The sequence below is a fragment of the Bradyrhizobium sp. HKCCYLS20291 genome (assembly GCF_051167715.1).
Lineage (GTDB): Bacteria > Pseudomonadota > Alphaproteobacteria > Rhizobiales > Xanthobacteraceae > Bradyrhizobium.
The window spans coordinates 32,340-46,679 of record NZ_JBNPTO010000020.1; the positions used below are offsets into that span (position 1 = coordinate 32,340).

Below are 14,340 nucleotides of genomic sequence, written 5' to 3' on the forward strand. Positions count from 1 at the left end.
GCTCCTGCCTAGACCGGAGCCGTTGCGAGAACAAGCAGCCACAATTGGTCACATCCACAATAATTGCAAACTGCAACTATTCTGCTAGGCTGCCGGACAATGAATACACGTGGGAGGGAGAGCCATGCCGTTACAGATGACGACGACGGTCTGCACTGCGGCAGCAATGCGGCAGCGCGCACAAGCCGATCGCGGCGCGGTCCCAACTCAGCAGTCGGAGCACGTATCAACCGGCAATGTTCCCTCCGATGCAGTCTCGCACGTGACGGGGGCGTTCCATGACTAACGCAGAACGCCATCCTCAGCCCGAACCGGCGATGTTCGCCGCACCTTCCATCGAGGCGCTGAAGCGCGATGACGGCGCCATCATCCTGCGCTCGCGCATGCCGCTCCTGCCCTTTGCGCGCTGCACCGGCGAATGGCTGGAGCATTGGGCGCGCACCGTGCCGGACCGCACCTTCCTGGCCGAGCGCCGCGACGGCGGCTGGACCTGGTTGACCTATGGCGAGACGATGACAGAGGTCCGTGCCGCCGCCGCCTGGATGCTGGCGCAAGGCCTCGGTCCGGATCGTCCGCTCGCGATCCTTTCGGACAACAGCATCGCGCATGCGGTGCTGGCGCTCGCCGCGCAACATGTCGGCATTCCCGTCAGTGCGATCTCGCCGGCCTATTCGCTGATGTCGACGGATCACGAAAAGCTGCGGGCGATGATCCAGCTGCTCGATCCCGGCGCGATCTTCGTCGCTTCGCACGGTCCATTTGCCCGTGCGCTTGCAGCAATCGAGGGCTTGCATCGCGCAAGGATCGTGGCCGGCGATGGCGATGGGACCAGCGCCGTGCCGCTGCAAACCTTGCTGGCGACAAAGCCAGGCCCGGAGGTTGACCGCGCCTTTGCCGCTGTCACGCCGGATACAATTGCAAAACTGCTGTTCACGTCGGGCTCCACCGGGCAACCCAAGGCCGTGATCAACACGCACCGGATGCTGACGATGAGCCAGCAGGCCAAGGGCCAGCTGTGGACGTTCCTGCGCGAGGTCGAGGGCGGCCCGGTCATCGTCGACTGGTTGCCCTGGAGCCACACCTTCGGCGCCAACCACAATTTCAACCTGGTGCTCGCCCATGGCGGCTCGATCTACATCGATGGCGGCAAGCCGGCACCCGGATTGTTCGAGACCTCGCTCGCCAATCTCAGAAGCATGGTGCCGACGATCTATTTCAACGTGCCGCGCGGCTTCGACATGCTGGTCGCGGCCCTCAAGACCGACGACGCGTTGCGGCAGAAGTTCTTCACCGGTGTGAAGTGCATCCTCTATGCAGCGGCCGCCCTGCCGCAGAACCTGTGGGACGCGCTCAACGAGATGAGCCTGGCGACGATCGGCCGGCCGGCGCCGCTGGTCTCGGCCTGGGGCGCGACCGAAACGTCGCCGCTCGCGACCGACTGCCACTTCTTCGCCGAGGGCGCCGGCAACATCGGCGTGCCGATCCCCGGCACCGAGCTGAAGCTGGTGCCGACAGGCGAAAAGCTCGAGGTTCGCGTGCGCGGGCCGAATGTGATGCCGGGCTATTGGAAGGCGCCCGAGATCACCGCCGCCGCCTTCGACGAGGAAGGCTTCTACAAGATCGGCGACGCGGTGAAGCTTGCAGATCCCGCGCATCCCGAGCGCGGCCTGTTCTTCGACGGCCGCATCACCGAGGATTTCAAGCTCAGCTCGGGCACGTGGGTGAACGTCGGCGCATTGCGCGTCGCCGGCATCGCCGCGCTGGCGCCGCTGGCACAGGACATCGTGATCGCCGGTCACGGCACCGACGAGGTGCATTTCCTGATCGTGCCGAACATCGCCGCCTGCCGCAGCAAGGCGGGGTTGCCGGATGCGGCCTCGGTCGGCGACGTGCTCGCCCATCCTTCCGTACGCGATGGCGTTGCGCACGGGCTGGCGAAGCTGCGCACCGAGGCTGTCGGGTCGTCGCGCTATGCGACGCGGGCGCTGCTGATGGCCGAGCCGCCCTCGCTCGATGCCGGCGAGATCACGGACAAGGCCTACATCAACCAGCGGGCCGTGCTCTCCCGACGCGCCAATCTTGTTGCGCGGTTGCAGGACGACGCGGCATCCGACCTGATCAGGCCGATCTCGCACGGTTGAGCACCGGCCAAGAGCGGCGATGTCGCATCGGATGGTTCGAGGCGGAGCGGACCTCGTACCATCGAGCGTGACGGCTCGATGCTTTTGCCGGCGGGGCTTGAGATGCGGCATCACGAGACGCCGCAGCTCCTCCGGACCGAGTGCAACGCCTGGCTTCGAACGACGGACCAGCAAGGAGGCGGCAGCTCCGAGCGGCCCTGCTCGGCAGGCAGATCAACTACACAGCGGAATCGAAGGCGACTTAGCAAGTGTTAGTCGCGCCCCCGTAGAACTACCTGCCGAGCGCCTCGATCCGGTAGCGCGGAACCGCCTGCATTAACGGGCCATAAACGGTAACTTCTTAAAATCGCTCGTAGTTGCCCGAGGTCTCACTTCCGGATCAATCAATGGCTCAGCCGCGTTTCTCGCTCGCTCTTCGCATCTACGCAATCATCGGCCTGTCCTTCTGCGGGCTCGCCGGCCTTGCTGCAACGCAGAGCCAAAATCTCGGCACGGCCCTGAAGGATCAGCGGCAGAGCGAGCTGACGCATCTGACGGAGACCGCACTCAGCATCGCCCGCGAAGAATATGACTCCATCGCGCGCGACAAGGTCGCGCCGGAGGCCGCGCAGAAGAAGGCGGCCGAGCGGATCGGCAAGCTGCGCTACGGCAGCGGCGACTACTTCTGGATCAACGACATGGCTCCGAAGATGGTCATGCATCCGATCAAGCCGGAGCTGAATGGCCAGGGCCTTGCCGACAACAAGGATCCGACCGGCAAGCGGCTGTTCATGGAGATGGTCGACGTCGTCAAGCGCCAGAAGGCCGGCGTCGTCGACTACATGTGGCCGAAGCCCGGCAAGGATGCGCCGCAGCCCAAGATGTCCTATGTCGCCGGCTTCGAGCCCTGGGGCTGGATCATCGGTACCGGCGTCTATGTCGACGATCTCGAAGCCCAGATGTGGGAGAGCAAGCGCAGCGTGTTCATCGCCGCTGTCTTGGTGATGCTCATCATCGGCTCGATCACGCTCGTGATTGCGCGGCGGATGTCGTCGGCATTGGCGGCGATGAGCGGCGCGCTGAACGAACTCGGTCACGGCAATTTCGACATCAAGCTGCCGGGACAGACTCGCAGCGACGAGCTCGGCGACATGGCGCGTTCGATCGAGCAGTTCAGAATCAAGACCGAAGAGAAGGCGCGGCAGACTGCGCTGCTCGAGGACGAGCAGCGCCAGGTCGCCGAGCGCATCAAGAGCAAGGCGCTGAAGGAGATGGCCGAGGCTGTCGAGCAGGCGGCGAGCACGGCCGTCGGCGAGGTCGCCGAAGGCACCGGTCACATGGCCAACAGTGCAAAGTCGATGACCGATAGCGCGCTGACCCTGGAACGCAATTCGAGCAGCGTCGCTGCCGCGGCCGAACAGGCGCTCGCCACCACGCAGACCGTCGCCAGGGCGTCCTCGCAACTCGCCGCCTCGATCTCGCAGATTTCCAGCCAGGTGAACTCGTCGCGCGAGCTGACGCGCAAGGCCGTGGCAGCCTCGTCAGAAGCCCAGGCGACAATCGCGAAGCTGTCGGAAGCGGCCGACAAGGTCGGCGCGGTGACCAGCCTGATCAGCGAGATCGCCGGGCAGACCAACCTGCTGGCGCTGAACGCGACCATCGAGGCGGCCCGCGCCGGCGATGCGGGCCGCGGCTTCGCGGTCGTCGCATCCGAGGTCAAGTCGCTCGCCGAGCAGACCGCCAAGGCGACCAGCGAGATCGCGCAGCAGATCGCCGAGATTCAGGATTCGACGCGCGCGTCGGTGACCTCGATCGGCGCGATCGGCGAGGTCATCCGCAACGTCGAGGCGGTGTCGTCCGGGATCGCCGACGCGATCCAGGCGCAGAACAGCGTGACCATCGAGATCTCGCGCACGGTCGAGGAAACCTCGGCCGCCGCGCGCGAGGTGGCGAGCCAGATTGCCGAGGTGTCGCGCGAGGCCAGCGAGGCCGGCCGCCGCTCCACGGACATTCGCGACGGCTCGACGGTTGTCGCCGACAAGGTGCAGAAGTTGCGGACGGAGCTGGTGCGGGTGATCCGGACCTCGACCACTGATGTCGATCGCCGTCTCTCGACGCGGCTGAATATCAATCGCCCCGGCACGCTCCAGGCCAATGGCGAGCAGATCAGCATGACTGTGCGCAATCTGTCGCTTGGAGGCGCGCTGCTCGAGCAGATACCGGTCCGGCTGGCTGTCAACACGCCGGTCACGTTGGCGATCGCCGGCATGGTGTCCGATCTGCCGGGCACGGTCACACGCGTCGGCGATCGGACGGCGCTGGTGCAGTTCACGCTCAATCCCGAGCAGAGCGCGCGCCTGACGGCCCTGGTCTCGGATCGTCAGGCGGCGTAACGCCCCGCAATCCGTCTCAGCGGAAATGGCAGGCGACGAGGTGTCCTTCGTCGCTGGCCTTCAGAGGCGGCACTTCCTTGCTGCAGACCTCCTTCGCGATCGGGCATCGCGTGTGGAAATGGCAGCCCGACGGCGGATTGATCGGGCTCGGCACCTCGCCCTTCAGGCGGACGCGCTTGCGCTTTACGCTCGGGTCGGGAATCGGCACCGCCGACAGCAGCGCCTCGGTGTACGGATGCTTCGGCGTCGCATAGAGCTGACGTGACGGCGCGGTCTCGACGATCCGGCCGAGATACATCACGGCAACGCGGCGGCTGATGTGCTCGACCACCGACAGATCGTGCGCGACGAACAGATAGGCGATGCCGAACTTCTGCTGCAGGTCCTCGAGCAGGTTGATGACCTGGGCCTGGATCGAGACGTCGAGCGCCGACACTGGCTCGTCGCAGATGATCAGCTTCGGCTCGACCGCGATCGCCCGCGCAATGCCGATGCGCTGGCGCTGGCCGCCGGAGAATTCGTGCGGATAGCGCGTCATGTGATCGGCCTGGAGACCGACGGTCTCCAGCAGGTGGACGATGCGCGCCTCATATTGCTGGCGCGACGCCGCGAGCCCGTGGATCGTCAGCGCCTCGCCGATGATCGCGCCGATGGTCATGCGCGGGTTGAGCGAGGCGTAGGGATCCTGGAAGATGATCTGGATGTCGCGGCGGAGCGCACGCAGGTTCTCGCCGGACAGCGAGATCACGTCCTTGCCCTCAAACGTGAGCTCGCCCGAACTCGGCTCGATCAGGCGGAGCACGCAGCGGCCGGTGGTCGACTTCCCGCAGCCGGACTCGCCAACGAGGCCAAAAGTCTCGCTCGGATCGATGTGGAAGTTGACGCCGTCGACCGCGCGCACGCTGCCGACCTGGCGCTTCAACAAGCCGCCCCGGATCGGAAACGCCTTGGTCAGGTTGCGCACGCTGAGCAGCGGCGCCGGCGCGGCGGCGGGAGCAGTGGCAGCTTCGGTCATCACAGCAACGTCTCTTCGGCGCGGATGCACGCCACCTTGTGGCCGGGCTCGATCTCGCGCAGCGGCGGCTGCGCGGCCTTGCAGTCGGGAATGACGAAACGGCAGCGCGAAGCGAAGCGGCAGCCCTCGGGCGGATTGATCAGCTTCGGCACGCTGCCCGGGATGCTCTCCAGTCGGCTCTTCTTGACCGCGGCGAGATCGATGCGCGGGATCGAGCGGATCAGGCCCTGGGTGTAGGGATGACGCGGATTGGCGAACAGGCGGTCGACCGGCGCCTCCTCGGCCACCCGGCCGGCATACATCACGACGACGCGCTGCGCGACCACGGCGACCACGCCCATCGCGTGGGTGATCAGCATGATCGACATGCCGAGCCGCTCCTTCATGTCGAGCAGCAGGTCGAGGATCTGCGCCTGGATCGTGACGTCCAGCGCAGTGGTCGGCTCGTCGGCGATCAGGAGCTTCGGATTGCACGACAGCGCCATCGCGATCATCACGCGCTGGCGCATGCCGCCGGAGAAGTGGTGCGGATAGTCGTGCACGCGGCGCTGCGGATTGGGGATCTGCACCAGCGCCAGCATCTCGGCGGCGCGATCCATCGCCGCCTTCTTCGACAGGCCCTGATGCAACCGGATCACCTCGGCGATCTGGTCGCCGACGGTGTAGACCGGGTTGAGCGAGGTCATCGGCTCCTGGAACACGATCGCGATCTCGCTGGCGCGGATCTTATTGAGCTCGGAGGTCGGTAGCGGCACGAGGTCGCGGCCCTGCCAGAGGATCTGGCCGCCGGCGATGCGCCCGGGGGGCATCGCGATCAGCTTCAGCACCGACATCGCGGTGACGGTCTTGCCCGAGCCGGACTCGCCGACCACGCACAGCGTTTCACCACGATTGATCGTGATGTCGACGCCGTCGACGGCCTGGACCTGACCGTCGTCGCTGTTGAAATAGGTCTTCAGCCCCTTGATCTCGAGGAGCGGTGCGACTCGCGCGTCCATCACATCACCTTCCGCGGATCGAGCGCATCGCGCAGGCCATCGCCGATGAAGTTGATGGCGATGACGGTGAGAAAGATCGCGCCGCCGGCGAACAGCGCCCAATGCGGCGCGATGTCGAGATAGTCCTTGGCGTCGAACAACAAGCGCCCCCAGGTCGGGATATCAGGCGGGAAGCCGAGGCCCAGGAACGACAATGTCGATTCCGCGATGATCGCAGCCGCGACGTCGATCGTGCCGGCGACGATCACCGGTCCCAGCGCATTCGGCAGGATGTGGCGGACGACGAGACGGAAGTTCGACGCGCCGAGCGCACGCGCAGCCTCGACGAACTCCTTCTCGCGAAGCGACAGGAACTGCGCGCGCACCAGCCGCGCCACCGGCATCCAGCGGAAGCCGCCGATCACCAGCACGATCAGCACGAAGGTGCCGCCCTCCGGACCGACGATGCCCTTCAGGAGATCGCGGAACAGATAGATCACCAGCAACAGCAGCGGCAGTTGCGGCAGCGACAGGAACAGGTCGGTCAGCCACATCAGCGCGGCATCGACCGGCCCCTTGGAGTTGCCGGCCACCGATCCGATGACGACGCCGACGAACAGGCCGACGGCCATCGCCGCGAAGCCGACCGCGAGCGAGATGCGTCCGCCATAGATCATGCGCGACAACAGATCCTGGCCGAGATCGTCGGTGCCGAACGGGTGCTCCCATGACGGCGACGCAAGCCGCGCGGTGAAGTCGATCTCGTTGATCGGCACCCGCCAGATCCACGGGCCGACAATGATGGCGAGCGCCAGCAGCGCCAGCACGACGATGCTGACGGCCGCCAGGCGATGGCGCAGGAAGCGCCTGACCGCGTCGCGCCCGGGCGAGAAGCGGCGCTTGGTCGAAGCCGGCGCGACGGCCGCCTCAACGGAAGGAGATGCGTGGGTCAAGCCAGCCATACAAAATGTCTGCGATCAGGTTGAACAGGACGACGAGGCAGGCGAACACGAAGGTCACCGCCATGATGACGGGCGTATCGTTGGCGAGGATCGCGCTGATCAGCAGCGAGCCGATGCCGGGAATGCGGAATATCTGCTCGGTGACGATGGCGCCGCCGAACACGGTCGGCATCTGCAGCGCCACCAGCGTGACCACCGGTATCAGCGCGTTGCGCACCACGTGCTTGACGATCACCTTGCTCTCGTCGAGCCCCTTGGAGCGCGCCGTCGTGACATAGTCGAGCTTGATGACGTCGAGCACGGCCGAGCGGACGTAGCGCGTATAGGACGCGGCCTGGTAGAGGCCGAGCACGGTGACCGGCATCACCGCCTGCTTGAAGTTCTCCCACCACCACATCCAACCCGTGGCCGGGATGTCCGCCCGATAGACAAAGGGCAACCAGCCGAGATTGACGCTGAAGATCAGGATCAAGAGCAGGCCGGTGAAGAAGGTCGGCAGCGAGAAGCCGATGAACGCGAAGGTGTTGGCGACCTGGTCGAAAATCGAATACGGCCGCCGCGCCGCCAGCACGCCGACCGGGATCGCGACGATCAGCGCCAGCAGCTGCGCGGTGCCGACCACGTAGAGCGTGGCCGGAATCCGCTGCAGGATCAGCGTGTCGACGTTGACGCGGCTGGCGAAGGAGAAGCCCCAGTCGCCATGCAGCATGGCGACCAGCCAGCGGAAATAGCGCACCATGATCGGATCATCCATGCCGAACTTGATGCGCAGCGCCTCGCGGACCTCCGGCGGAATGTTCGGGTTGCTCGCGAGCTCGCCGAACGGATCGCCCGGCGCGAGCGCAAGCAGCACGAACAGAATGAGGCTGATGCCGAGCAGGCTCGGCACGGCCACGATGAGGCGCCTGAGAAGGTAGTTTCCCATCGCTCCACCTCTACGATGTCTGGCTGATCATGCTGGCTGCGATCAGGTCTCGCGATACCAGTTGGCGATCTGCCAGAGGTCGTTGTCCCAGCCGCTCTTGTTCGCGACCATGCCGTTCTTCAGGCCGATGCAGTTGCGGCGGTTGATCTCGGGCAGGATGTAGTTGTCCTGCACGACGAGGTCGTTGAGCTTGACGAACAATGCTGCGCGCTTGACCGGGTCGAGCTCGCTCGAGGCCTGCTTGTAGGTCTCGTCGTAGTCCTTGTTCTGCCAGCGCGAGATGTTGCGGCCCTGCCACTTGTTCTCTTTGCTGGAGACCTCCCACGAGGTGAATTGATTCATGAAGAATTGCGGGTCGGCCTGCGGCATGGTGGTCTGGTACATCTCCATGTCGCAATAGAAGTGCGGATAGGTGTCGGGGTTGGCCGGATCGGACGAGAAGAACACCGACGCCACCACCGACTTCAGCTCGACCTCGATGCCGGCCTTCTGGAACGCCTGCTTGATGATCGCCTGATTCTTCTGGCGTGGCGCGTTGATCGAGGTCTGGAACACCAGCTTGATCGGCTTGCCGTCCTTCTCGCGGATACCGGAGGAGTTCTTCTTCCAGCCGGCCTCCTCGAGGATCTGGTTGGCCTTCTCGATCGAGAACTCGAACTTGTTGTTCGGCGAGCGGAAGCGCTCGGGGTTGTTGAGGAAGTTCGCCGTCGCCATGCCGGCGCGGCCATAGATGAACTTCTGCACCGAGGCGCGGTCGATCAGGAGGTTGATCGCCTTTCGCACCGCCGGATCGGTGAAGACCGGATGCTTGGTCTTGACGCTGGAGCGCTCGCCATCGACCTCGGTCCAGGGATCGGTCACGTTGAGCGCGATGTACTCGATGTGGCCGGTGACCGTGAGCTGCGCCCTGCCCTGCCCGCCAGCTTCCAGCTTGGTCAGGATCTCGTCCTCGACCTGCAGATTGTAGGCGTAGTCGTATTCGCCGGTCTGCAGCACCGCGCGCGCCGCTGACACGGCGTCACCGCCGCCCTTGACCTCGACCGTGTCGAAATACGGCCGGTTGGCCTGATGGTAGTCGGGATTGCGCTTGGCGGAGACCGAATCGCCCGGCTTGAAGTCGACGTAGACGTAGGGGCCGGTGCCGACCGGCTTCAGATTGGCCGGCGCCTCGCGCGACTTGCCGCCGATATAGTCGGCGAACAGATGCTTCGGGATGACAAGGCCGTAGGCGGCGACGAACGGATCGGCCCAGAACGGCGTCGGCTGCTTGAAGTTGAGCTTGACCGTGTGGTCGTCGATCTTGTCGATCGACTTGATCCCGCGATAGCTGCCGACGGAGACCGCGGCGGTATCCGGATTGACCGAGTATTCCCAGTTGAAGATGACGTCGTCGGCGGTGAACGGCTTGCCGTCGTGCCACTTCACACCCTGCTTCAGCTTCCAGGTGACCGACAGACCGTCAGCAGCGAGCAGGCCGTTTTCCTTGCTCGGAATCTCCGCGGCGAGGATCGGCACCAGATTGCCGTCGGCGTCCCAGCCGGCGAGCGGCTCGTAGAACAGGCGGCTGGCCTCCTGATCCTTGGTGCCGTTGGCGAAGTGCGGATTGAGCAGGGTCGGAGCCTGCCAGAACAGCAGCTTGAGCGGACCACCGCCGCCGGCCTTGGTCGGCTTGTACTGAATCGGCTCAGCCGCATGGACGACGCCGGAATGGGCGAGCATCGCACCGGCCATCGGCGCACTCAGCCCGACGGCAATCATCCGCTGCACAAAATCGCGCCGCGACAGGCGCCCTGCTTTGACATCAGCGATCTGGCTACGGAGGTCACGCTCGTTCATTCATCGACTCCAGGGTGGTGCTGAATGCCAAAAAAAGCGCCCCGCCAAGCTTCGTCGCGGGGCTGCACAAAATTGGATCAGCCTTCGAAGCGACTGTCAAAGCAGAATCCGGGCCAACTGCCGATCGAGGTTGAGATTTGTCGCCGCACCTCGCGACTGCCGCACGGGATTGCTGCACAGCATCCCGAAGTATGGAACCGCTACCTTTCCACACTGAGAGGATGCGCCGAGACACCAATAATCGCTGGGGTAGAGGTTACGCCTCCCGATACCAGTTCGGCAGCTGCCAGAGGTCGTTGTCCCAGCCCGAGGAGTGGGTCTGCAGGCCCTTGCGGATACCCGAGATGCGGGGACGATTGAGCTCGGGAAGGACGTGGCGCCCGGCGCAGACGACGTCGTTGAGCCGGATGTAGAGCGCGGCGCGCTTCACCGGGTCGAGCTCGCGGGTCAGCGCTTTGTAGAGATCGTCGTACTCCTCGTTCTGCCAGCGCGCGATGTTGCGGCCCTGCCATTTGTTGGCCTTGCTGGCCGCCTCCCACGACACGTACTGGCTCATGAAGGATTGCGGCTCGGGCGACGACATCGTCATCTGGTACATTTCCATGTCGCAGTAGAAATGCGCGGCGGTGTCGGGATTGGCGGTGTCGCTGGAGAAGAACACCGAGGCGACGATGGATTTCAGCTCGACCTCGATGCCGGCCTTCTGGAAGGCCTGCTTGATGATCGCCTGGTTCTTCTGCCGCGGGCCGTTGGTCGAGGTCTGGAACACCAGCTTCAGCGGCTTGCCGTCCTTCTCGCGGAGGCCGCTCGCGCCCTTCTTCCAGCCGGCAGTCTCCAGGATCTGATTGGCCTTCTCGACATTGAACTCGAAGCGCATGTTGGGCGAGCGGTAGCGCTCGGGATTGTTGATGCAGTTCGGCGTGGCGATGCCGCCGCGGCCATAGATGAACTTCTGGATCGAGGCGCGGTCGATCAGCAGGTTGACGGCCTCGCGCACCGCAGGATCGGAGAACAGTGGATGCCTGGTCTTCAGGCTCGCGCGCTCGCCATCCACCTCGATGTTGGGGTCGGTGGCGTTGAGCAGGATGAATTCGAGATTGCCGGTCGGCACGATCTCGACCACGCCCTGGCCGCCGCTCTCGAGCTTGGCCAGGATCTCGTCCTCGACCTGCAGATTCCAGGCGTAGTCGAATTCCCCGGTCTGCAGCACCGCGCGCGCCGCCGACACCGCATCGCCGCCGCCCTTGATCTCCAGCGTGTCGAAATGCGGCCGGTTCGGCACGTGATAGTCCGGATTGAGCCGGGCGGTGACGGTGTCGCCGGGCTTGAAGTCGACGAACAGATAGGCGCCAGTGCCGACCGGCTTCAGATTGTTCGGCGCCTCCCGCGACTTGGCGCCGATGTAGGCGCCGAACAGGTGCTTCGGGATGATCGTGCCGCGGCCGCCGACGAACGGCGTGAACCACAACGGCGTCGGCTGGGCGAAGACGAGACGGACGGTATGGTCGTCGATCCGATCGATCGCCTTGATGTCCTTGTAGTCGCCGATGGTGACCGCAGAGGTCTCGGGATGGGTGGCGTACTGCCAGTTGAAGATGACGTCATCAGCCGTGAAAGGCTCGCCGTCGTGCCATCTCACGCCCGGCTTGAGCTTCCAGACCACGGAGGTGCCGTCGGCCGCCAGCGTGCCGTTGGCCACGCTGGGAATTTCGGTCGCGAGGACGGGCACGAGATTACCCTCGGCGTCCCACCCGGCGAGCGGCTCGTAGAAGGCGCGCGCGGCTTCCTGATCCTTGATGCCGATCGCAAAATGCGGATTGAGCAGGGTCGGCGCCTGCCAGAACAGAAGCTTCAACGGTCCGCCGCCGCCGGCCTTGGTCGGCTTGTAGGGAAAGGCTTGCGTCGCAGCCATCGCCACGCCGGACTGCGCCAGCATCATGCCGGCCAGCGGTGCGGTCAGCCCGACCGCGAGCATCTGCTGCACGAAGTCGCGGCGCGACAGCCGCCCGTTCTTGACCGCGGCAACCGCGCGACGCAGTTCGTGCTCGTTCATATCAGTGCCCCTCCAGATCGGCGCAATTGAAACTCGTGTCGGGCGCGCCTTCAAGGCTCGGCGTCCCCCGATGTCATCGTCTTCACGCCGAACGCACGATCCGGGCCAAATGCCGCGGCAACGGTTCAGCGCGGCGGCTTCAGCTTGCGGAAGCGAACACCCTTGCCGTCGGGAAGGCGGGTGGCGACATAGCCGGCCGCCAGGCAGGCCTCACGCTGCGGCATCTTCTCCTGCGGACTGCGCAGGCTGTCCCACCACGACGCCCGCTGCGCGGCGCGCGGCAGGCTGTCGCCGATCATCTCCTCGATCTCCTCGAGGCTGAGCACCAGCTCGGGGCGGGTCTGCCGCTTGAGATAGGCACTCAGGGCATCATAGTCGGGCAAATCTGGACTCCATCAGACAAGGCAGCCTCGGCGAGTCGAAGCCCGCTTCCGCAACCACTCGTTAACCTAACACAGGTTACTTCGGCGTATCCGTTGCTCTACGGACGGGACTTCACGGGGACGGGGCAAGCCGATGCGCTGGAAACGCCGATCAGGCCGGGCGACGCAGCCTTGGCGGCTGTCGGCGCGCACGCTGATCACCTGCTCCATCTCGACCATCATCGGCTTCTCCGCGATCTGCGCCAGCGTCATGATCGACCTGCGCCGCGGCGAGGAGGTTCGCGCCCGCCAGGCGCTGGACAACATGGCCGCCGGCATCGGCGCCGACATCAGCCGCAATATCGAGCTCTACGATCTCTCTTTGCGCGCGGTCGCCGGCAACATGTTGCTGCCCGAAATCAGCGGTGTCAGCAAGACGGTCCGCCAGCTCATCCTGTTCGATCGCGCCTCGACGGCCAGGAATTTCGGCAACGTCCAGGTGTTCGACGCAAGCGGCCGGCTCACGATCGATTCCTCGACGCTCGATCCGGTCCCGGAGGATCGCAGCGATGCCGAATTCTTTCAGGTGCATCGCGACCGGCCCGACGCCGGCCTCTATGTCGGCAGGCCCGCCAACCATCAGGGCCAATATGCTGTCACGCTCAGCCGTCGCATTTCGACCGCCGACGGGCGCTTCGCCGGTGTCGTCGCCGGCTCGATCCGGCTGAGCTATTTCCGCGACCTGTTCGCACGGCTCACGCTCGGCCCCGGCGACAGCCTCACCGTCTTTCGCCGCGACGGCACACTGATCGTCAGCGCACCGTTCGATGCCGATGCGATCGGCCGCAACCTGGCGCGAGCGCCGGCCGTGACGCGCGCGCTCACCGAGCCGTCCGGCTGGTCGAGCAGCTACGGCGCGCTCGACGATCTGCCGCGCCTCTTGGTCTGGCGCAACGGCACCGAGCCGCTGGTGGTGGTCGCCAGCAAATCGTGGGAGAGTGTCTACGCGGTCTGGCGCAACGAGGCCGCGCAGATCGGCGCAATGATGCTGGCGCTCAGCGTGTTCGTGCTGGCCGCGACCCAGGTCGCCGCGCGCGAGATCCAGTTGCGCGCGAAGGTCGAGGCGCGGCTGGAGCGGCTTGCAACGACCGACCCGCTGACCGGCCTGAAGAACCGGCGCAAGTTCGATCAGACGATCGAGACCGAGTGGCGGCGGGCGCAGCGGACAGCGGCTCCGATCGGGCTGCTGATGATCGATGCCGATCATTTCAAGCGCTACAACGACACCCATGGGCACCAGGCCGGCGACCAGGTGCTGGTCGGCATCGCCGTGTGCATTTCCGACTCGGTGCGGCGCGCCGGTGACTGCGCGGCGCGCTATGGCGGCGAAGAGTTTGCGGTGCTGCTGCCCGGAAGCTCGGAAACTGCGGCGCTCGCGGTAGCCGAGACGATCCGCACCAAGGTCGCGATCTGGGCCGGCGATGCCGGCAACGCCTCGATCAGCATCGGCGTCGCCAGTGTGACGCCGTCGCGGGATTCGGATTGGACCAGCCTGCTGAACGCCGCCGACAAGGCGCTGTACATGGCCAAGGCGGCGGGCCGTAACCGCTGCGTCGCCGTGGCCGTGCCGAAGCCGGCTGAGGCGGCCGCGCTGGCGGCCTGACGCCGCCAGCCGTCGCGTCTTTCGAGCGGGCTGC

10 protein-coding genes are annotated in these 14,340 nt (G+C 65.4%); 3 read left to right on the forward strand and 7 right to left on the reverse strand.

Annotated elements, in window-relative coordinates; genetic code table 11:
- The first annotated feature begins 278 nt into the window (after positions 1–278).
- Entirely contained in the window at positions 279–2,141 is a 1,863-nt protein-coding gene (locus ACQR07_RS31205) for a feruloyl-CoA synthase (RefSeq protein WP_434905905.1), read from the forward strand.
- 386 nt (positions 2,142–2,527) lie between these two features.
- The gene (locus ACQR07_RS31210) at positions 2,528–4,513 is read left to right on the forward strand and encodes a cache domain-containing protein (protein ID WP_434905906.1); all 1,986 of its coding nucleotides are present in this window, start codon (positions 2,528–2,530) and stop codon (positions 4,511–4,513) included.
- A 16-nt stretch (positions 4,514–4,529) separates the two neighbouring features.
- Here the strand turns inward: ACQR07_RS31210 and ACQR07_RS31215 are convergent, their stop codons facing one another.
- The 7 genes from ACQR07_RS31215 to ACQR07_RS31245 form a co-directional block, all read right to left on the reverse strand.
- Positions 4,530–5,528, reverse strand: a complete 999-nt coding sequence (locus tag ACQR07_RS31215) for an ABC transporter ATP-binding protein (RefSeq protein WP_434905907.1) — start codon at positions 5,526–5,528, stop codon at positions 4,530–4,532.
- Entirely contained in the window at positions 5,528–6,526 is a 999-nt protein-coding gene (locus ACQR07_RS31220; protein WP_434905908.1) for an ABC transporter ATP-binding protein, read from the reverse strand. The genes ACQR07_RS31215 and ACQR07_RS31220 overlap by 1 nt, the downstream gene beginning before the upstream one ends.
- Positions 6,526–7,467, reverse strand: coding sequence for an ABC transporter permease (locus tag ACQR07_RS31225; protein ID WP_434905909.1), 942 nt, complete (start codon positions 7,465–7,467; stop codon positions 6,526–6,528). Before ACQR07_RS31225 ends, ACQR07_RS31220 begins: the two co-directional genes overlap by 1 nt.
- Entirely contained in the window at positions 7,433–8,392 is a 960-nt protein-coding gene (locus ACQR07_RS31230) for an ABC transporter permease (RefSeq protein ID WP_434865679.1), read from the reverse strand. Before ACQR07_RS31230 ends, ACQR07_RS31225 begins: the two co-directional genes overlap by 35 nt.
- A gap of 42 nt (positions 8,393–8,434) precedes the next feature.
- The gene (locus ACQR07_RS31235; protein ID WP_434905910.1) at positions 8,435–10,228 is read right to left on the reverse strand and encodes a peptide ABC transporter substrate-binding protein; all 1,794 of its coding nucleotides are present in this window, start codon (positions 10,226–10,228) and stop codon (positions 8,435–8,437) included.
- A 256-nt stretch (positions 10,229–10,484) separates the two neighbouring features.
- Positions 10,485–12,281 carry a peptide ABC transporter substrate-binding protein gene (locus ACQR07_RS31240; protein ID WP_434905911.1) on the reverse strand — a complete coding sequence of 599 codons (1,797 nt, stop codon included), beginning with the start codon at positions 12,279–12,281 and terminating at the stop codon, positions 10,485–10,487.
- Between the two features lie 125 nt (positions 12,282–12,406).
- Positions 12,407–12,664, reverse strand: a complete 258-nt coding sequence (locus tag ACQR07_RS31245; protein WP_434865676.1) for a DUF7662 domain-containing protein — start codon at positions 12,662–12,664, stop codon at positions 12,407–12,409.
- A 133-nt stretch (positions 12,665–12,797) separates the two neighbouring features.
- Between ACQR07_RS31245 and ACQR07_RS31250 the strand changes: the two genes are divergently transcribed.
- Positions 12,798–14,306, forward strand: a complete 1,509-nt coding sequence (locus tag ACQR07_RS31250; protein ID WP_434905912.1) for a diguanylate cyclase — start codon at positions 12,798–12,800, stop codon at positions 14,304–14,306.
- The last annotated feature ends 34 nt before the right edge of the window (positions 14,307–14,340 follow it).